We start from the raw sequence: 18,473 nt of genomic DNA on the forward strand, positions 1-18,473 counted from the left end.
GCGGGCCGGTCTGTGTGCCCTGGCGTGCGGCACGGCACAAAAAATATGAGCCGGAGTGATCCCCTCCCAAGGGGGGATCCCCCTAGGGGAGTTGGGGAGGGAAAACCCTCGATGACCCCGGCCGGGGTTTGAGCCTAGGCTGGAGCCGCAAGGTCGCTGCGCGCACCCGTCCCCCCAAGCTCGCTGCGCGCACCTGTCCCCTGGAGGGGCTCGTCAGCCGGTCCCGGGGAGGTCAGTTCGTACGGTGTCCCGCCGCCAGTCGCACGATGTCCACACGCGACCGGATGCCCAGCTTCCGGTAGACCCGCGTGAGTGTCGCCTCGACCGTCTTCACGCTGATGTACAGCCGGCCGGCGATCTCCCGGTTGGTCGCGCCCTCCATGACCAGCTCCGCGACCTGGCGTTCCGTCGCCGCGAGCGCGGCGAGGGCGTCCAGCGCCGACGGGGCGATCACGGGCGGCTGCGGCGGTGCCGGGGCGACCGACGCCTCCTCCACCTGTCGCAGCCAGGGCAGGGCACGGCAGCGGCGGAACAGCCGGGACGCCTCGTCGTACGAGCCGGGCCCGGACATCGGCGTCCCCGCCGGCCGGGCGAGACCCGGCGGCTGCGGGAGGGTGCGCAGCCCCGCCAGCACATACGCGGCCCGCGCCTCCTCCAGCCCGTAGCCCAGCTTGGCGAGCCGGTCCTGGGCCGATGTCAACTGCCGTACGGCGGCGTCCTGTTCACCCCGCGCCGCCCGCACCAGCGCCTCGGCGCGGTCGAGCACGGCGAGCACGCTCTCCCGTCCGAGCCGCAGCGCCTGCTGCCGGGTGACGTCGATGACGTCCTGCGCCTCGGCCAACTCGCCCACCCGGACGAGGGCTTCGGCGAGATCGCCGTGCCAGCGCCCGCGCGCCGGGTCGTTGACGCCCAGCCCGTCTTCCAACTCCCGTACCCGGCGCAGGGACTGGACGGTTCCCGGCGCGTCCCCCGCCACCAGCCGGGCGTGTCCGAGGGCACCCAGGGCGCGGGAGAGGTACATCAGGTCGCCGTCCTGCTCGGCGCGCTCGGCGGCCTCGCGGGCGAGCGCCTGGGCCCGTTCGACGTCACCGCCGGCGGCCTCCGCGAGCGAGGTGAGCATGGCGGACGCGCCCTCGCCGATACCGGAGTCCCGGGCCAGGACATAGCCCTCGCGGGCCAGGTCGAGGGCCCGGCCGCAGTGCCCGGAGCGCAGCTCGGTCTCGGCGAGGAAGCGCACATAGTGCACCTCGCTCTCGACCATGCCGCGCCGGCGCACCTCGCGCAGCAGCGAGGTGATGGTGGCGCGGGCCTCGCCGAGCTGGTCGCTCATCAGCAGCCAGCGGAAGCGGGTCGCGCCCGCCCCGTTGTGATGGCAGGCGAGCTGCGGGTCCTGCGGCTCCTTCAGCGCCCGTTTGATCGTCATGGGCGCGTCCGGGTGGCCCATCAGCATCTCGGTCTGCGCCTGGAAGGCGAGCGCGAGCAGCTCGGTGCGCCGGTCCTCGGCGCGTCCCGCCAGCTCCGCCGCGCGCGCGGCCTCGTCCCGGCTCTGCGCGAAGTCGCCCTCCAGGACCAGCGCCCGCCAGGCCAGCTGGTAGCGGACCAGGCCGAGCAGCCGCGGATCGTCGCCGGCGTCGGCGAGGACCTGCGGATAGACGGCGTCGACCTCCGCGAGCGACTGCCCGGCCGAGTCGATCACCACCATCCAGGCACGGACCCGGTCGGTGGGCTCGGTCGCCCGGCTGAGCACGTCGCGGGCGATGTCCCGGCCGAGGTCGTTCTCCCCTGCCGTGATCGCGTCCTCGGCCGCCTGCAGCCGCCGCTCGTCCGGGCCCGGCACCGCGTCGGCCGGGGTGTGCCGGGCCGACAGCAGCCCCAGCTCGGCGGCGACCGAGGGCGCGCCCCGGTCCCGGGCCACGGCGGCGGCCTCGCCCAGCTGACCGGCGACCTGCGGATCGGTGCCGTGGGTGGCCAGCGCCAGATGCCGGGCCCGCTCGATGGGGTCGACGGCGGCCGTGGACAGCGCCGCGTGGGCGGCCCGCCGCTCCTGGGCCGTCGCCTCGGCGTACAGCGCGGCCGACACCAACGGGTGCGCGAACCGCACGCCGGGCCCCTCCCGCTCCGGTGCGAGCAGCCCCAGCTCCGCGGCCCGCGCGGTCTCCGCCTCGGCGTTCTCCCGCCCGGCCGCGCGCAGCAGCGCCACCGTGGGCCGGGCTCCGGCGCTCGCCACCAGCAGGGTGCGGCGGGCCTCGGCCGGGAGCATGTCCAGCCGGTTCAGAACCAGGGTCCGCAGTGAGGTCGGCACGGGCAGCGGCTCGCCCGGGCGCGGCGGCGTCGGGCTGTCGGCGAGGGCCCGGCCCAGCTCCAGCGCGAACAGCGGGTTGCCGCCGCTGGTGCGGTGGATGTCCCGCACGGTCGAGCGCGGCAGACCCGTGTAGCCGCGGTTCTCCAGCAGCTCCGCGACATGCGTCCGGGACAGCGGGGCGACCCGCAGGGCGAGGGTGTCCGGCGGGGACGCGCGTAGATACCTGTCCTGCTCGTGACCGTGGGGGTCCGTGGACGTGCGTACGGCGCACAGCATGCGCACCGGCATCTCGCCGAGCCGCCGCGCGGCGAACCCGAGCAGCTCGACACTGGCCGGATCCAGCCACTGGAGGTCGTCCGCGACGATCAGCACCGGGCCCTTGGCGGCCAGCGCGCGCAGGGTCGACAGCACGGCCAGCCGCAGCGCCAGCCCGTCGCGCTGGAGCGTCGACTCGCCACGGCCGGTGAGCGCCGACTCCAGCGCGGTGCGCTGCGGCGCGGGCAACTGGTCGGAGACCTCGTCCATGACCAGGCCCAGCAGATCGGTCAGCGCGAGGAACGGCAGATGCGACTCGGACTCGGTGGCCGAGCAGCGCAGCACGGTCCGTGCCGATTCGTCGTGGTCGGCGGCCAGGGCGCGCAGCACGGTCGATTTCCCGATACCCGCGGAACCGTGCACCAGCACGCTGCCGCCCCGCGCCAACTGCTCACGGGCCCCCGCGAACAGCTCCTCCCGGCCAATGACCAGGTCGGGGCGGGGTCTCCCAGGCTCCTTGAACTCCCGTCGCACGGGCCACCGCTCCCCTCGAGTGTCGTGTCCGGGCCAATATTAGGCGTCCAGTCTTTGAATTTCGGAACGTAGGCCCGCTGTGGGAAATAACAGGAAGGGTACGGCATAGGAAAATTCACATGCCGGTTACATGAATGCCCCCGAGGGCCCCGTGCCCCGTAGGGCGTCCCGTAAAGGGCGCGGGGAACTGCGGGAGCAACCACGACGGACCCGCGGCCCGAACCGCACCGGCACCCCTACGGCGCGACCCGGCCGAACCCGGCGAAACCCAGCGGGGCGCTACGGCAGCAATCCGGCCCGGCGGGCGGCCACCACCCCCTCCCACCGCGTGTGCGCCCCGAGCTTGCGCATGGCCGAGCGGAGATACGCCTTCACCGTCTCGGGGCGCAGCCCCAGCCGCTCCCCGGCGACCGCGTTGGTCGCACCCGTCGCGACACAGGCCAGCACATCCGTCTCACGAGGAGTGAGCGCGACCCGGGGCGCACTCTCCGTCCCGGTGTTCTCCCCGTCCGCCACGCCGGCGAGGCGCCCGCACACCCGCAACAGCTCCGCCCGCAGCTCGGGATCATCGATCCGCGGCGCGAGCGCGCGCAGCGCTCCGTGCGCCTCCCGGACCTCCTCCCACGCTCCGGCCGAGCCCCCCTCGGGCCCCCGCGCGGCGGCCAGCAGACCCTGCGCCTCGTCCCGGACCACCAGGGTCTGCTCCATGTCCCGCGCCGCCTCCAGCGCCGCCCCGACCGTGCGGTCGCCCAGCTGCTGCGCGGTGCGCAGGGCGCCGTAGAGCACCCCGCGCACCTGGCGGCGTACGACGACGGGGACCGCGAGGACGGAGCGGATGCCCTCGGCGGCGACCGCGGCGTCGTACTCGTGGCTGATCTGGACCGACACGGAGTAATCGGTCACCCGGCAGGGGCGGGCCAGGGCCACCGTCTTGCCGCCGAGGCCGTTCCCGGAGTGCACGGCGAGGCCCTGGAGCGCGCTGGTGCGGTTGCCCTGGAGTTCACTGATGCGCAGTTGCCCGGGCCCCGGCTCGACCAGCCCCGCGAAGGCGAGCGGCAGCCCGGTGGCCCGGCGCAGCCGGTGCAGCGCGCCCCGCAGGTCGGCCCTGCCGGAGCCGGCCGGGCCGACGGAATCAGCGGCATCCCCTGCAACCCCTGCCATGAACTCGCCCCTTCCGCGCGGCACACCCCCGTTCGGGGGTGGTGAGACGTGTATCACGCATTACACGATGTCAGGCAACGGTCCGGCAATGAGGAGGACACATGTCGGCGAGGACGAGCGCCACGGACGGGTTCCGGGCCGCCCGGGACTTCCTGCTGGCCCACCGCGAGGACTACGCCACGGCCTACGAGGGGTTCACCTGGCCGCGCCCGGAGTACTTCAACTGGGCGCTCGACTGGTTCGACGTGATCGCACGTGGGAACGACCGCACGGCACTGCACATCGTCGAGGAGGACGGCACCGAGACCCGGATCTCCTTCGCCGAGATGTCCGAGCGCTCGTCCCGGGTCGCCAACCGGCTGCGGGACCGGGGGGTGCGTGCCGACGACCGGATCCTCGTCATGCTGGGCAACCAGACGGAGTTGTGGGAGACCGCGCTCGCCGCGATGAAACTGCGCGCCGTCGTCATCCCCGCGACCCCGCTGCTCGGCCCCGCCGATCTGCGCGACCGGGTGGAGCGCGGCCGGGTCCGGCATGTGATCGCCCGGGCCGGGGACGCGCCCAAGTTCGTGGACGTGCCCGGCCGTTACACCCGCACCACGGTCGGCGGCACGGTGGACGGCTGGCGGCCGTACGAGGAGGCCTACGCGGCCCCCGCCCGCTTCGAGCCGAACGGCCCGACCAACGCCGGCGACCCGCTGATGCTGTACTTCACCTCGGGCACGACGGCCCGGCCCAAACTGGTCGAGCACACCCATGTGTCGTATCCCATCGGGCACTTGGCGACCATGTACTGGATCGGCCTGAAGCCGGGCGACGTCCATCTCAACATCTCCTCGCCCGGTTGGGCCAAGCACGCCTGGTCCAATCTCTTCGCCCCGTGGAACGCGGAGGCGACCGTGTTCATCCACAACTACACCCGCTTCGACGCGGACCGGCTGCTCACGGAGATGGAACGCGCGCGGGTCACCACCTTCTGCGCCCCGCCCACCGTGTGGCGGATGCTCATCCAGACCGATCTGACCCGGCTGCGCACCCCGCCCCGGGAGGTGGTCGCCGCCGGGGAGCCCCTCAACCCCGAGGTCATCGAGCAGGTGCGCCGGGCCTGGGGCGTCGACATCCGGGACGGCTTCGGCCAGACCGAGACCGCCGTCCAGGTCTCCAACAGCCCCGGCCAGAAGCTGAAGACCGGCTCGATGGGCAGGCCCGGCCCCGGCTTCAAGGTCGTCCTCCTCGACCCCGTCACCGGCGCCCCCGACGCCGACGAGGGCGAGATCGCCCTGGACCTCTCCAACCGTCCCGTCGGCCTGATGACCGGCTACCACGGCGACCCCGACCGTACGGCCGAGTCCATGGCCGGCGGCTACTACCGCACCGGTGACATCGGCTCCCGCGATCAGGACGGCTACCTCACCTATGTGGGCCGCGCGGACGACGTGTTCAAGTCCAGCGACTACAAGATCAGCCCCTTCGAGCTGGAGAGCGTCCTGCTGGAGCACGAGGCGGTCGCCGAGGCGGCCGTGGTGCCCGCCCCGGACGAGCTGCGGCTCGCCGTGCCGAAGGCGTACATCGTGCTGGCGGCGGGCTGGGAGCCCGGCCCGGACACCGCGAAGGTGCTCTTCGAACACTCCCGGACCGCCCTCGCGCCCTACAAACGCCTGCGCCGCCTGGAGTTCGGCGACCTCCCGAAGACCGTGTCGGGCAAGATCCGCCGTATCCAGCTGCGCGAGGTCACGGCCGCGGGCTCGGACGCGGAGTACCGCGAGGAGGACTTCCGATGAGCGGGCTCTCCTACGCGCACGGCATCGGCGACACCCCGCTGCTCGGCGACACCATCGGCGCCAACCTGGACCGGGCCGTCGCCGCCTGGCCGGACCGCGAGGCCCTCGTCGACGTGCCGTCGGGGCGGCGCTGGACGTACGCCCGATTCGCCGCGGACGTGGACGAGCTGGCGTACGCGCTGCTCGCGAGCGGGGTCGGCAAGGGCGACCGCGTCGGCATCTGGGCGGTCAACTGCCCGGAGTGGGTGCTCGTCCAGTACGCCACCGCCCGCGTCGGCGCGGTCATGGTGAACATCAACCCCGCCTACCGCACCCACGAGGTCGAGTACGTCCTCGACCAGGCCGGTGTCTCGCTGCTCTTCGCCTCGCTCAGCCACAAGTCGAGCGACTACCGGGCGATGGTCGAGGAAGTCCGGTCCCGCTGCCCGCGGTTGAGGGAGGCCGTGTACATCGGCGACCCGAGCTGGGACGCGCTGGTCGCGCGCGGCACACCGGTGCCGTACCCGGAGCTGTCCTGCGACGACCCCATCAACATCCAGTACACCTCGGGCACCACGGGCTTCCCCAAGGGGGCCACCCTCTCCCACCACAACATCCTCAACAACGGTTACTTCGTGGGCGAGTCGATCGCCTACACCGAGCAGGACCGGATCTGTGTACCGGTGCCCTTCTACCACTGCTTCGGCATGGTGATGGGCAATCTGGCCGCCACCTCGCACGGCGCCTGTGTCGTCATCCCGGCCCCGTCCTTCGACCCGCAGGCCACCCTGGACGCCGTCCAGCAGGAGCGCTGCACCTCGCTGTACGGCGTACCGACCATGTTCATCGCGGAGCTGAACCTCCCCGGCTTCGCCGCGTACGACCTCTCCTCGCTGCGCACCGGCATCATGGCGGGCTCGCCCTGCCCGGTGGAGGTGATGAAGCGGGTGGTCGCCGAGATGCACATGACCGAGGTGTCGATCTGCTACGGCATGACGGAGACCTCGCCCGTCTCCACCCAGACCCGCCGCGACGACGACCTGGCGCACCGCACCGGCACCGTCGGCCGGGTGCTCCCGCACATCGAGGTGAAGGTCGTCGACCCGGTGACCGGGGTGACACAACCACGCGGCACGGCGGGGGAGTTGTGCACCCGCGGCTACAGCGTGATGCTCGGCTACTGGGAGGAGCCTCAGAAGACCGCCGAGGCCGTCGACGCCGGACGGTGGATGCACACCGGGGACCTGGCGGTGATGCGTGAGGACGGATACGTCGAGATCGTCGGCCGTATCAAGGACATGATCATCCGGGGTGGCGAGAACATCTACCCGCGCGAGATCGAGGAGTTCCTGTACGGCCATCCGAAGATCGCCGACGTCCAGGTGGTCGGCGTGCCCCATGAGCGGTACGGCGAGGAGGTCCTCGCCTGCGTCATCCCGCACGAGACCGCCGAACCGCTCACCCTGGAGGAGCTGCGGGCCTACTGCGACGGCCGGCTGGCCCACTACAAGATCCCGAGCGCGCTGCGCCTGCTGGACGCCTTCCCGATGACGGTGTCGGGGAAGGTGCGGAAGATCGAGCTGCGGGAGCGGTACGCGGCCGGATGACCGCACGTGCGCAGCGGTACGCGGCGGGCTGACCGCACGCGTGCGCGGCTCCCTCAGCCCTCGACGCCCGTCGCCACCAGCTCCGTCGCCGCGCCGTTCACCGGCTGCGGGGTGCCCGTGAGGTCCAGCACGAACAGGGAGACGCCCAGGCCGTCGGCGCGGTCGCGGGCGTCTTCGGCGTACCCGGCGAGGGAGAAGTAGACGCAGTCGGTGGACTCCGTCATGGCGGTCAGCCACAGGCACTCGACATCGCGCAGCGTGGCCGGGGTGACCGAGGGGTCCACCTGGGCCAGGACGCCCCGCGCGGCCAGCCCGATCCCGGACGGCTGGCGCTGGTCGGCGCGGCGGATGTCCCGGTAGCCCAGCCAGCGCAGATAGAGCGCGACGGCGGTGACCGCGTCGCGGGCGGTGCGGATGGTGACGGGCCGGAAGGTCGCCCGCGGGCCGGCGGGCGCGTCGGCCGGGTCCAGGGCGCCGCCGGGGCCCAGCGGTCGGAGCGCCCCGGCCACCGGCACCCGCAGCACCGTCCCGCAGGAGCAGCCCAGCTCCGGATGGGGCCACTGGTCGGCGCGGCCACAGCTCCCGCAGCGGACGGTGACCCAGTCCTCGTCCCAGGTGTGGTGGGTGACGGAGGTCGCGGCGGCCCGGTGGTTCAGGGCCGGGGCGACCGGGGTGCCGCACGCGCAGGGATAGGCCGGTGCGGCGTACTGATGTTCGCGCCCGCAGTCCGGGCACCGCACCGCCATGCTCTCGCTCATGCTCCCCACCCCACCGCCGAGTCACATCGAAAACGCCCCCTCATCGTCCTCCAGGGCATGCCGTCCCGGCAGGGAAACACCCTGAGACACCCAGGTGGATTCCGCCGCCCGCGCCCTTGACGCCCCTTACCCCGGCCCCTACATTGCTTCCAGATAGTAGAAAGTAATTTCCACATTACGGAAGTGCTCGCGGCGGGGCGCGACGGGAGCGCGAGTCCGGCAGCCGAAACAGGAGTACGCAATGGCTCGTATGACCGCTGCCCGCGCGGCAGTCGAGATCCTCAAGCGCGAAGGTGTCCGTGACGCGTTCGGTGTCCCCGGCGCCGCGATCAACCCCTTCTACGCGGCTCTGAAGGCCTCCGGCGGCATCCAGCACACGCTCGCCCGCCATGTCGAGGGCGCCTCGCACATGGCCGAGGGCTACACCCGCACCCACCCCGGGAACATCGGGGTCTGTATCGGCACCTCCGGGCCCGCCGGCACCGACATGATCACCGGGCTCTACTCGGCCATCGGTGACTCCGTCCCGATCCTCTGCGTCACGGGCCAGGCGCCCACGGCCGTGATCCACAAGGAGGACTTCCAGGCGGTCGACATCGCCTCCATCGCCCGGCCGGTCACCAAGATGGCCGTCACCGTGCTGGAGGCCGCGCAGGTCCCCGGCGTCTTCCAGCAGGCCTTCCACCTGATGCGCTCGGGCCGCCCCGGCCCCGTCCTCATCGACCTGCCCATCGACGTCCAGCTCACCGAGATCGAGTTCGACCCGGACACCTACGAACCGCTCCCGGTCTACAAACCGGCCGCCACCCGCGCCCAGATCGAGAAGGCGATCGGGCTGCTGAACGCCTCCGAGCGCCCGCTGATCGTCGCGGGCGGCGGCGTCATCAACGCGGACGCGAGCGAACTCCTGCGGGAGTTCGCCGAGTTGACGGGCGTCCCGGTCGTCCCCACCCTCATGGGCTGGGGCGTCCTGCCCGACGACCACGACCTGAACGCCGGGATGGTGGGCCTGCAGACCTCGCACCGCTACGGCAACGCGACCTTCCTGGAGTCCGACTTCGTCCTCGGCATCGGCAACCGCTGGGCCAACCGGCACACCGGAAAGCTGGACGTCTACACGGCCGGACGGAAGTTCGTCCACGTCGACATCGAGCCCACCCAGATCGGCCGGATCTTTGCCCCCGACTACGGCATCGCCTCCGACGCCAGGGCCGCGCTGGAGCTGTTCGTCGCCGTGGCAAGGGAGTTGAAGGCGGAAGGCCGGCTGCCGGACCGCTCGGCGTGGGCCGCCGACGCGCAGGACCGCAGGGCCCGCCTCCAGCGCCGTACGCACTTCGACGACATCCCCATCAAGCCGCAGCGCGTCTACGAGGAGATGAACAGGGCCTTCGGCCCCGAGACCCGGTACGTCTCCACCATCGGCCTCTCCCAGATCGCCGGCGCCCAGATGCTGCACGTCTACCACCCGCGCCACTGGATCAACTGCGGTCAGGCGGGCCCCCTCGGCTGGACGGTCCCGGCCGCGCTCGGTGTCGCGAAGGCCGACCCGGAGGCGCCCGTCGTCGCCCTCTCCGGCGACTACGACTTCCAGTTCATGATCGAGGAGCTGGCGGTCGGGGCGCAGCACCGCATCCCGTACGTCCATGTCCTCGTCAACAACTCCTATCTGGGCCTCATCCGCCAGGCCCAGCGCGCCTTCGACATCGACTTCCAGGTCAATCTGGAGTTCGAGAACGTCAACTCGCCCGAGCTGGGCGTCTACGGCGTCGACCACGTCAAGGTCGCCGAGGGCCTCGGCTGCAAGGCGATCCGGGTGACGGACCCCGCCGAGCTGGGCGCGGCCTTCGAACAGGCGAAGAAGCTCGCGGCGGAGTTCCGGGTGCCGGTCGTCGTCGAGGCGATCCTGGAGCGCGTCACCAACATCTCGATGTCCACCACGAACGACATCGGCAACGTGGTCGAGTTCGAGGAGACCGCGACGGAACCGGGGCACGCGCCCACGTCGGTCAAGGCGCTGCGCGTCTGAGGCGTACGGCTTCGGCGACGGCCTCGGCCGTGGCATACGGACGTCAGGGGCGGCTCATCCGGGGGGTGGGCCGCCCCGTCCCGCGCCCGTGACCTGCTCCGCACGGGCGTGCTCGGGGGAGGAGGGGGGGAGGGGGAGGGAAGGGGAGGGGAGGAGGGGAAGCCTCGTGGCAGCGCGGCCTCGCTCCACGCGAGCCGCTTTGCCGCGCCGCCGCTCCCGGCCTCCCCCGATACCCCGGTTCACCCCCGATCCCCGGGCCCCCGTTTCCCCGACCCCTCGATCCCCCGTGGGGTCGGCCCCCGTTTCCCCCGTGCCCCCGTTTTCCCCCGTGCCCCGTTTCCCCCGTAGAGGCCCGCCGCCCCCGTGCCGGCGGGCCTCGTGCTTCGAGAATGTGCCCTGAAGCAGGGGGAGTTGAAGCCCTCATGCCGGGGTTCAGAGGTTGATTTGAGGGTTCCGTAGACGGTCTACGCACCGTTGCGTAGGCAGGAGGCCGTGATCCGTCGCCTCCGGAACGGTGAGAACCCGGGAGCCGCGAGGCTCCCGGGTTCCGGTGGGTCGGACCGCGGCGGTCGCGCGGCGCCGGTTCCGCGTCCCTCACGTCGAGACGCGGCCGGAGCCTTCACCACCGCACTGGCGCGCGGGGCCGCCGCGGTCCGTGCCCTGCCCGCGGGTCGCCGACACGCACCCCTCATCCGGGTCGGTCGGAAACGGTCGCGGGCGGTGCGTCCGGTGGCTGATGGGTGTTCACCAGGGACCGGACGCCGATCGGGGATGGAAAGGAAAGGGAAGTCGATGGAAGAAGTTGATCGAGGGGGCGGGCGGTCCGCACACCCGCCGACGTGGGCCGAACCCTCACCCACCGTCGGGAGTCGTACGAACCCCGTGGTCCACCGCCGACACCCGTCAGGAAGTCGGCGTACCCGGAACGGCGGTTCCGGCCCGCGGCGGTGCCTGGGCGCGACAGGACAGATGTCGGCGCCGCCGCGGACCGGAAGTCTCGGGGTGGTGCTCGCCTCAGACCCGGGCGCCGGAGAGGCGCTCCACGGCCCGCAGCAGCGCCGAGTGGTCGAGCCCGCCGTCGCCCTGGGCGCGCAGCGAGGCGACCAGCTGGGCCACCACGGCGCCGACGGGCAGGGCCGCGCCCACGGTGCGGGCGGCGTCGGTGACGATGCCCATGTCCTTGTGGTGCAGGTCGATGCGGAAGCCGGGCTTGAAGTCCCGGTTCAGGAAGTTGTCCTTCTTGCGGGTCAGCACGGTCGAGCCCGCGAGCCCGCCGTTCAGCACGTCGAGCGCGGCCGTCAGGTCCACGCCCGACTTCTCCAGGAAGACCACGGCCTCGGCGCACGCCTGGATGTTCACGGCGACGATCAGCTGGTTGGCGGCCTTCACGGTCTGCCCGGCGCCGTGCGGCCCGCACAGCACGACGGTCTTGCCGAGGGCCTGGAAGAGGGGGGCGGCCTCGTCGTAGTCGGCCTGTTCGCCGCCGACCATGATGGACAGCACGGCCTCGATCGCGCCCGCCTCACCGCCGGACACCGGGGCGTCGAGAACCCGGACGCCCTTCTCCTTCGCGGCGTGCGCGAGGTCCACGGAGGTCTGCGGGGTGATGGACGACATGTCGATCAGCAGGGTGCCCGGCCGGGCGTGCTCCAGGATGCCGTCGGGGCCGTACGCGATGGCCTCGACCTGCGGGGAGGCGGGCACCATCGTGACGACCACGTCGGCGCCCCGGACGGCCTCGGCGACGGAGGCCGCCGCGGTCCCGCCGGCGGCGGTGAGCCGATCGAGCTTGTCCTGCTCCAGTGTGAAGCCCGTGACCTCGTAACCCGCCTTGATCAGGTTCTCGGACATGGGGGAGCCCATGATGCCGAGGCCTATCCACGCGATCCTGGGGAGATTGCTCATGGTGAGGGTGCCTCTCTGACTGCTCTGCTACGGCGGTGGGGTGGGCGCGGAGTGAGGGGGCGGCGCTCAGCGCGCGGCGCGGGCCGCACGGGGGAGCCATCCGAAGGCCTCGGCGCTCGGCCGGTCGCCCGGCTTGTACTCCAGGCCGACCAGCCCCTCGTACCCGGCCTTGCCCAGCTGGTCGAGGAGGTCCTCCAGCGGGAGGCTCCCGGTGCCGGGGGCGCCGCGGCCGGGGTTGTCGGCGATCTGCACATGGCCGGTCCGCGCGGTGTGCTCCGCGATCACCCGCGGCAGGTCCTCGCCGTTCATGGACAGGTGGTAGAGGTCCATCAGGAAGCGCGCGTTGCCCAGGCCCGACGCCTCGTCGACCCGGTCGGCGACGGCGACGGCGGCCGGGGCCGACACCAGCGGATACCGCGGCGACTCCACCTTGTTCAGGGCCTCGATCAGCAGGATCGCGCCGATCCGGTCGGCGGCGCGGGCCGCCAGCACCAGGTTCTCCAGGGCCAGCGCGTCCTGCTCGGCCGGGTCCACGCCGTCGACGCGGTTGCCGTACAGGGCGTTGAGCGCCGTGCAGCCGACGGACCCGGCGAACTCCGCCGCCACGTCGATGTTGGCGCGGAACCGCTCCGACTCCTCGCCCGGGATCGACAGTGCGCCCCGGTCGGGTCCGGGAAGCACTCCGGAGTAGAGGTTCAGCCCGGTCAGCTGTACACCGGCGTCGGTCAACGCGGCCCGCAGGGCGTCGAGTTCGGACCGAGGAGGGGTGGGGGAGTCGACCCAGGGCCACCACAGCTCGACCGCGGTGAAACCCGCCGCGGCGGCGGCCGCGGGGCGCTCCAGGAGCGGGAGCTCCGTGAAGAGGATCGACAGGTTGACGTTGAAGCGCTGCTCCGCGAATCCCATGGGGTCTCAGACGCTCCCTTCGCTATGAATTCCATATTGTGGAAGTTGGTTTCTGCTTAATGGAAGATTGCCGCCGATGGTCGGGGCTTGTCAAGAGGGCTCGGTGGAAAACGGCACCGCGCGTTAGGTTGTGCCCGTGCGATTGAGAGTGGAGTTCACGACCGAGCCCTTCGACCTGGACGAGGCCCCGGCGCACGCGCTCGTGGCCCGTGAGGTCGTGGAGGCGGCCGGACTGGACGCGGTCGACGTCGGCCCGTTCGGCAACACGGCGGAGGGGGGTGCCGACGCCGTGCTCGCCGCCGTGGACGCGCTGCTGCGCCGGACCCTGGAGTCGGGCGCCACCCGGGTCTCGCTCCAGGTCAATGTGATCGGGGAGGGCGGCGCGTGACCGCCGCCGCCGGTGACGAGCCCTTCGTCGCGGCCGTCAAGCCGCTGGTCGACGCCATGGGCGGGGTCATGCTGCCGCCCGGCGAGGCCGGCCCCGACGACGTCGTCCTCTCCTGGCGGGGCGCCGACGTCGTCGCCGTACGCCTGCCGCAGCTCGCCGAGTCGCTGGACCACATCCTGGCCGCGATGGAACGGCAGCGGGGCAGGCCCCTCGCCGACCTCGACCGCAAGGCGAAGCAGGAGGTCGTACGGACGCTGGAGGCGCGCGGCGCCTTCTCGGTGCGGCACGGTGTGGAGACCGTCGCGAGCGCGCTCGGCGTCAGCCGCTTCACCGTCTACAACTATCTCAACCGGGAGAAAGAGGCCTGATCCGCGGCCTCACCGCCGCTCCGCGACCGGGATTTTTCAACAAACTGTTGACGTGGTGTCGTCGCGGGGCGTTAGCTTGCCGTAGCCAGTCAGTCCAGCACCACGGCGACGGAGGCACCCGTGACTTCGCGATCCTCGCGTTCTTCCACACCGGGCCTCGCCCGCTTCAACGCCCTGGAGAAGCACGCGGCAGCCGCCGCGCTCCACGAGGCGTGCGCCTCGGCGGAATGGGGGCGCAGGCTGCTCGCCGGCCGTCCCTACGCCACCCCCGAGGACCTCTTCGAAGCCAGTGACGCCGCCATGGCCGAGCTGACCGAGGCCGATCTCGCGGAGGCGATGGCCGGACACCCGCCGATCGGCCGCCCGAAGCCGGGCGACCCGACCTCGGCCCGGGAACAGCGCGGAATGGCCGGCGCCCCCGACGCGCTCAAGGCGGAGATGCTCGCACTGAACCTGGCCTACCAGGAGAGGTTCGGCCATGTTTTCCTGATCTGCGCCACCGGCCGTACCGGCGAGCAGATGCGCGACGCGGTCCGGGAGCGGATCGGCAACGCGCCGGAGCGGGAACGCGAGATCGTCCGCACCGAACTGGGCAGGATCAACCGCATCCGCCTGGCCCGGCTCGTCGAAGCCGAAGCCGAAGCCGAAGGCGAGGCGGAGGCCCGAGCCGCAGCCGAAGAGGAAGCCCGCCCATGAGCACCAGCACGACCGCCTCGGTGTCCACGCACATCCTGGACACCTCCGTCGGCCGCCCCGCCGAGGGCGTCGCCGTCCGCATCGCCGCCCGCTCCGGGCGCGACGCCGAGTGGCGGGCGCTCGGCGGCTCGGCGACCGACGCCGACGGCCGCTGCAAGGACCTCCCGGCGCCGCCGGAGGGCACCACCCACATCCGGCTCGACTTCGAGGTCGAGCCGTACCTGGAGAAATCCGCGATCAGGCAAGCCGATGCGCAGCAGGACGCCCCCGCGAACCGGGACAGCGGTGCCGTGTTCTTCCCCGAGGTCGTCATCACCTTCGCGGTGACGCCCGGCGAGCACTACCACGTACCGCTGCTGCTCAACCCGTTCGGCTACTCCGTATACCGAGGGAGCTAGCTATGTCCGACCCTTCCCGTCCTGCCCGCGCCGTGCTGGGACAGAACCAGTACGGCAAGGCCGAGAACCGAGTCGTCAGGATCACGCGGGACGGCGCCACCCACCACATCAAGGACCTCAACGTCTCCGTGTCGCTGAGCGGTGACATGGAGGAGGTCCACCTCTCCGGCTCGAACGCGAACGTCCTGCCGACGGACACCACCAAGAACACGGTGTACGCCTTCGCCAAGGAGCACGGCATCGAGTCCGCCGAGCAGTTCGGCATCCACCTCGCCCGCCACTTCGTGACCTCCCAGCCGGCCATCCACCGGGCCCGCATCCGCATCGAGGAGTACTCCTGGGAGCGCGTCGAGCACGGCGGCGAGGGCGCGCACTCCTTCGTCCGCAAGGGCCAGGAGACCCGGCTGACGCAGATCACGTACGACGGCTCGGCCTGGGAGGTCGTCTCCGGCCTCAAGGACCTCACCGTCATGAACTCGACCGACTCCGAGTTCTGGGGCTACGTCAAGGACACGTACACGACCCTGCCCGAGGCCCACGACCGGGTCCTCGCCACCGAGGTCTCCGCCCGCTGGCGCTTCAACTGGACCGACGACGCCGAGGAGTCGCCCGACTGGGAGGCGTCCTACGGCCAGGTGAAGCGGCATCTGCTGCGGGCCTTCGCCGAGACGTACTCGCTCTCGCTCCAGCAGACCCTGTACCAGATGGGCGCGCGGATCATCGAGCACCGCGACGAGATAGCCGAGGTCCGCTTCTCGCTGCCGAACAAGCACCACTTCCTGGTGGACCTGGCCCCGTTCGGCCTCAAGAACGACAACGAGGTGTACTTCGCCGCCGACCGCCCCTACGGCCTGATCGAGGCCACCGTCCTGCGGGACGGATGCGAGGCGAAGATCCCGGCGGACCTCACCAACCTCTGAGAGACCTCAGTAGACCTCTGTCTGAAGGACGAACCATGGCAGCAACCCAGCGCCTCGTCATCGAGAACGCGGCGATCGCGACCGTGGACGCGCACGACACCGCGTACGCGTCCGGTCATGTGGTCGTGGCGGGCAACGTCATCGAGTCGGTCGGCGAGGGCAGCGCCCCCGAGGGACTGACGGACGTCGTACGCCGGATCGACGCGAGCGGGCACCTCGTGACCCCCGGTCTGGTCAACACCCACCACCACTTCTACCAGTGGATCACCCGGGGCCTCGCCACCGACCACAACCTGTTCGACTGGCTCGTCGCGCTCTACCCGACCTGGGCGCGCATCGACGAGCGCATGACGTACGCGGCGGCCCAGGGCTCGCTCGGCATGATGGCCCGCGGCGGGGTGACCACGGCCATGGACCATCACTACGTCTTCCCGCGGGGCTCCGGCGACCTGTCGGGCTCGATCATCAGGGCCGCACAGGAGATGGGCGTCCGCTTCACCCTCGCCCGTGGCTCGATGGACCGCAGCGAGAAGGACGGCGGTCTGCCGCCGGACTTCGCCGTGGAGAGCCTCGAAGGCGCGCTCGCCGCCACCGAGGAGACGGTGAACCGGCACCACGACGCCTCCTTCGGCGCGATGACCCAGATCGCCGTCGCCCCCTGCTCCCCCTTCTCCGTCTCCACCGAACTCCTGCGTGAGGGCGCCGAGTTGGCCCGCCGCCTCGGGGTGCGGCTGCACACCCACGGCTCGGAGACGGTCGAGGAGGAGAAGTTCTGCCACGAGCTGTTCGGCATGGGCCCGACCGACTACTTCGAGTCCACGGGCTGGCTCGGCGAGGACGTGTGGATGGCCCACTGCGTCCATATGAACGACTCCGACATCGAGGCCTTCGCCCGTACGAGGACGGGGGTCGCCCACTGCCCCTCGTCCAACGCCCGGCTGGCGGCGGGGATCGCCCGCGTCCCGGACATGCTGGCCGCCGGTGTCCCGGTCGGCCTCGGTGTCGACGGCACCGCGTCCAACGAGTCCGGCGAACTCCACACCGAACTGCGCAACGCGCTGCTCGTCAACCGCCTCGGCGCCCACCGCGAAGCCGCGCTCAACGCCCGCCAGGCGCTGCGGCTCGGCACCTTCGGTGGTGCTCAAGTCCTGGGCAGGGCAGGGGAGATCGGCTCCCTGGAGGCCGGCAAGCTCGCCGACCTCGTCCTGTGGAGGCTCGACACCCTCGCCCACGCGTCGATCGCCGACCCGGTGACCGCCCTGGTCTTCGGCGCGGCGGCCCCGGTGACGGCGTCGTTCGTGAACGGCCGGCAGATCGTCGAGAACGGCCGCCTGCTGCACGCCGACGAGGACGCGATCGCCCGCTCGACGAGGGAGGAGGCGCGGCGGCTGGCACGGATCGCCGCCGAGGCCTGACCCGCTGAACTCTGGTCGAGGGGGACGGCCCTCGACCAGAGCCGTGGACCTCACCGAGGTCCGCGGCAGCCGTCTCCGGGGCGCGCACGAGCATGCGCGCCCCGGAACGGTGCCGGTCGGCGCGTCGGTCGGCGCGTCGGTCAGCCGATCGAGTAACTGTCGCCGTACACCTGCCAGTTCAGCGGCGGCTCCAGACCGAGGTTGCCCGCCGCCAGGAAGACCCGCTGTGCCGTCTCGACCCGGCTGACGTCGCTGTGGGCCTCCTCCTGCTCCATCGCCCACACCCGGGCGTCGAGGAAGGCGTGCAGATACGCGGTCTCGTCGCCGCCCCCGGCCGGGGTGGCCGCCTGGCGGAGGGCCCGGTCGCGGATGCCGCCGAAACTGACGGCGTCGGTGCCGGGGCCGTGCATCACCATGGCGTCGTAGTAGACGAACTGCCCGAGCGTGCCGAGTCCGTCCTCCTCGGCCCGGCCCACCGCCGGGTCGAAGTAGACACGGTCCCGCTCGTCGTCCTGCGCCGTGCGGAAGGCGGCGGTCGCGGCGGCCTCCCGCCAGGCGTCCGGGAATCCCGGGTCCAGGCCGTCGTGGGAGTCGGTGCCGTCCACCGCGCGCAGCGCGGGCAGGTAGGCGGCCAGCGGGTTGCCGTCCGCGACCCGCGCGGTGTACAGCTCCACCAGGGCGAGCATGTCGCTCGTACCGGAGCAGAAACCGATGACGCCGCCCGTGTAGCCCCGGCCGTCGCCGATGTCCTCGATGTAGCCGTACTGCGCCTCCCAGTCCAGCGAGGAGTTCTCCGCGCTGGACACCAGCCGCATGGCGATGTCCTTCTTCGCCGGGTCGCCGAGCCCGGCGTCCGCCGTGTCCCCGGTGGTGCCCTCGGTGGTGCCCCCGGGCGTGGTGGCCGCGTCCGCCGCCTGGTACGCCAGGGCGGGGACGGCGAGGAGGGAGGCGCCGAGGGCGGTCAGCACCAGTCGGCGGGATGCGGCTCGGGCGGGCGGCAACGACACGTGGGATCTCCAAATAAGCGCGCTGTGAAGGGAGTTGACGGCAGTTGAGGGTCGCGCGCGCGACTGG

The 18,473-nt window shown here is 72.0% G+C and carries 15 protein-coding genes; 9 read left to right on the forward strand and 6 right to left on the reverse strand.

The genetic code is table 11. From position 1 onward, the window contains the following. Window positions 1-232 precede the first annotated feature (232 nt). On the reverse strand, window positions 233-3,091 hold the full coding sequence (locus J8M51_RS24895) for a helix-turn-helix transcriptional regulator (RefSeq protein WP_086758185.1): 2,859 nt from the start codon (window positions 3,089-3,091) through the stop codon (window positions 233-235). Between the two features lie 279 nt (window positions 3,092-3,370). Further along, window positions 3,371-4,252: a helix-turn-helix transcriptional regulator gene (locus tag J8M51_RS24900; RefSeq protein WP_086758183.1), complete on the reverse strand. Its 882-nt coding sequence runs from the start codon at window positions 4,250-4,252 to the stop codon at window positions 3,371-3,373. Window positions 4,253-4,353: 101 nt separating this feature from the next. Between J8M51_RS24900 and J8M51_RS24905 the strand changes: the two genes are divergently transcribed. Together J8M51_RS24905 and J8M51_RS24910 are read left to right on the forward strand one after the other, a co-directional pair. Further along, window positions 4,354-6,033, forward strand: coding sequence for an AMP-binding protein (locus J8M51_RS24905; RefSeq protein ID WP_086758181.1), 1,680 nt, complete (start codon window positions 4,354-4,356; stop codon window positions 6,031-6,033). Further along, window positions 6,030-7,619, forward strand: a complete 1,590-nt coding sequence (locus J8M51_RS24910) for an AMP-binding protein (RefSeq protein WP_086758180.1) — start codon at window positions 6,030-6,032, stop codon at window positions 7,617-7,619. Before J8M51_RS24905 ends, J8M51_RS24910 begins: the two co-directional genes overlap by 4 nt. A 53-nt stretch (window positions 7,620-7,672) precedes the next feature. Here J8M51_RS24910 and J8M51_RS24915 read toward each other — a convergent pair whose 3' ends face one another. Further along, window positions 7,673-8,377, reverse strand: a complete 705-nt coding sequence (locus tag J8M51_RS24915; protein ID WP_179203216.1) for a hypothetical protein — start codon at window positions 8,375-8,377, stop codon at window positions 7,673-7,675. 241 nt (window positions 8,378-8,618) lie between these two features. Here J8M51_RS24915 and gcl point away from each other — a divergent pair, with 241 nt between their 5' ends. Continuing rightward, on the forward strand, window positions 8,619-10,403 hold the full coding sequence (gene gcl / locus J8M51_RS24920) for a glyoxylate carboligase (RefSeq protein WP_086758177.1): 1,785 nt from the start codon (window positions 8,619-8,621) through the stop codon (window positions 10,401-10,403). A gap of 1,014 nt (window positions 10,404-11,417) precedes the next feature. Here gcl and J8M51_RS24925 read toward each other — a convergent pair. Continuing rightward, a complete protein-coding gene (locus tag J8M51_RS24925) occupies window positions 11,418-12,308 on the reverse strand; it encodes a 2-hydroxy-3-oxopropionate reductase (RefSeq protein ID WP_086759809.1) in 891 nt (296 codons plus the stop codon). Between the two features lie 66 nt (window positions 12,309-12,374). Beyond that, entirely contained in the window at window positions 12,375-13,214 is an 840-nt protein-coding gene (locus tag J8M51_RS24930) for a TIM barrel protein (RefSeq protein WP_086759811.1), read from the reverse strand. Window positions 13,215-13,350: 136 nt separating this feature from the next. On the opposite strand from J8M51_RS24930, the gene J8M51_RS24935 reads away from it, so the two are divergent. The 6 genes from J8M51_RS24935 to J8M51_RS24960 all read left to right on the forward strand — a co-directional run bounded on the left by J8M51_RS24935 (window position 13,351) and on the right by J8M51_RS24960 (window position 17,399). Then, window positions 13,351-13,602, forward strand: a complete 252-nt coding sequence (locus tag J8M51_RS24935) for a hypothetical protein (protein ID WP_086759836.1) — start codon at window positions 13,351-13,353, stop codon at window positions 13,600-13,602. Between the two features lie 56 nt (window positions 13,603-13,658). Continuing rightward, window positions 13,659-13,970 carry a helix-turn-helix domain-containing protein gene (locus tag J8M51_RS24940; RefSeq protein ID WP_086759838.1) on the forward strand — a complete coding sequence of 104 codons (312 nt, stop codon included), beginning with the start codon at window positions 13,659-13,661 and terminating at the stop codon, window positions 13,968-13,970. A gap of 120 nt (window positions 13,971-14,090) precedes the next feature. Continuing rightward, window positions 14,091-14,666, forward strand: a complete 576-nt coding sequence (gene uraD / locus J8M51_RS24945; protein ID WP_086759813.1) for a 2-oxo-4-hydroxy-4-carboxy-5-ureidoimidazoline decarboxylase — start codon at window positions 14,091-14,093, stop codon at window positions 14,664-14,666. Then, entirely contained in the window at window positions 14,663-15,064 is a 402-nt protein-coding gene (uraH, locus tag J8M51_RS24950) for a hydroxyisourate hydrolase (RefSeq protein WP_086759815.1), read from the forward strand. Before uraD ends, uraH begins: the two co-directional genes overlap by 4 nt. A 2-nt stretch (window positions 15,065-15,066) precedes the next feature. Further along, window positions 15,067-15,984 carry a factor-independent urate hydroxylase gene (gene pucL, locus J8M51_RS24955; RefSeq protein ID WP_086759817.1) on the forward strand — a complete coding sequence of 306 codons (918 nt, stop codon included), beginning with the start codon at window positions 15,067-15,069 and terminating at the stop codon, window positions 15,982-15,984. Window positions 15,985-16,019: 35 nt separating this feature from the next. Continuing rightward, window positions 16,020-17,399, forward strand: a complete 1,380-nt coding sequence (locus J8M51_RS24960; RefSeq protein ID WP_086759828.1) for an 8-oxoguanine deaminase — start codon at window positions 16,020-16,022, stop codon at window positions 17,397-17,399. A gap of 140 nt (window positions 17,400-17,539) precedes the next feature. Here J8M51_RS24960 and J8M51_RS24965 read toward each other — a convergent pair whose 3' ends face one another. Next, window positions 17,540-18,406 carry a chitosanase gene (locus tag J8M51_RS24965; RefSeq protein WP_256965730.1) on the reverse strand — a complete coding sequence of 289 codons (867 nt, stop codon included), beginning with the start codon at window positions 18,404-18,406 and terminating at the stop codon, window positions 17,540-17,542. Between the last annotated feature and the right edge of the window lie 67 nt (window positions 18,407-18,473).

It is taken from the genome of Streptomyces griseiscabiei (assembly GCF_020010925.1).
Taxonomy (GTDB): Bacteria; Actinomycetota; Actinomycetes; order Streptomycetales; family Streptomycetaceae; genus Streptomyces; species Streptomyces griseiscabiei.

Bases quoted from the DNA above. Each gene is read 5' to 3' on its own strand.
- gcl (WP_086758177.1), top strand. From the start codon at position 8,619: ATGGCTCGTATGACCGCTGCCCGCGCGGCAGTCGAGATCCTCAAGCGC.
- pucL (WP_086759817.1), top strand. From the start codon at position 15,067: ATGTCCGACCCTTCCCGTCCTGCCCGCGCCGTGCTGGGACAGAACCAG.
- J8M51_RS24905 (WP_086758181.1), top strand. From the start codon at position 4,354: ATGTCGGCGAGGACGAGCGCCACGGACGGGTTCCGGGCCGCCCGGGAC.
- uraH (WP_086759815.1), top strand. From the start codon at position 14,663: ATGAGCACCAGCACGACCGCCTCGGTGTCCACGCACATCCTGGACACC.
- J8M51_RS24900 (WP_086758183.1), bottom strand. From the start codon at position 4,252: ATGGCAGGGGTTGCAGGGGATGCCGCTGATTCCGTCGGCCCGGCCGGC.
- J8M51_RS24960 (WP_086759828.1), top strand. From the start codon at position 16,020: ATGGCAGCAACCCAGCGCCTCGTCATCGAGAACGCGGCGATCGCGACC.
- J8M51_RS24930 (WP_086759811.1), bottom strand. From the start codon at position 13,214: ATGGGATTCGCGGAGCAGCGCTTCAACGTCAACCTGTCGATCCTCTTC.
- J8M51_RS24910 (WP_086758180.1), top strand. From the start codon at position 6,030: ATGAGCGGGCTCTCCTACGCGCACGGCATCGGCGACACCCCGCTGCTC.
- J8M51_RS24940 (WP_086759838.1), top strand. From the start codon at position 13,659: ATGGGCGGGGTCATGCTGCCGCCCGGCGAGGCCGGCCCCGACGACGTC.
- J8M51_RS24915 (WP_179203216.1), bottom strand. From the start codon at position 8,377: ATGAGCGAGAGCATGGCGGTGCGGTGCCCGGACTGCGGGCGCGAACAT.
- J8M51_RS24925 (WP_086759809.1), bottom strand. From the start codon at position 12,308: ATGAGCAATCTCCCCAGGATCGCGTGGATAGGCCTCGGCATCATGGGC.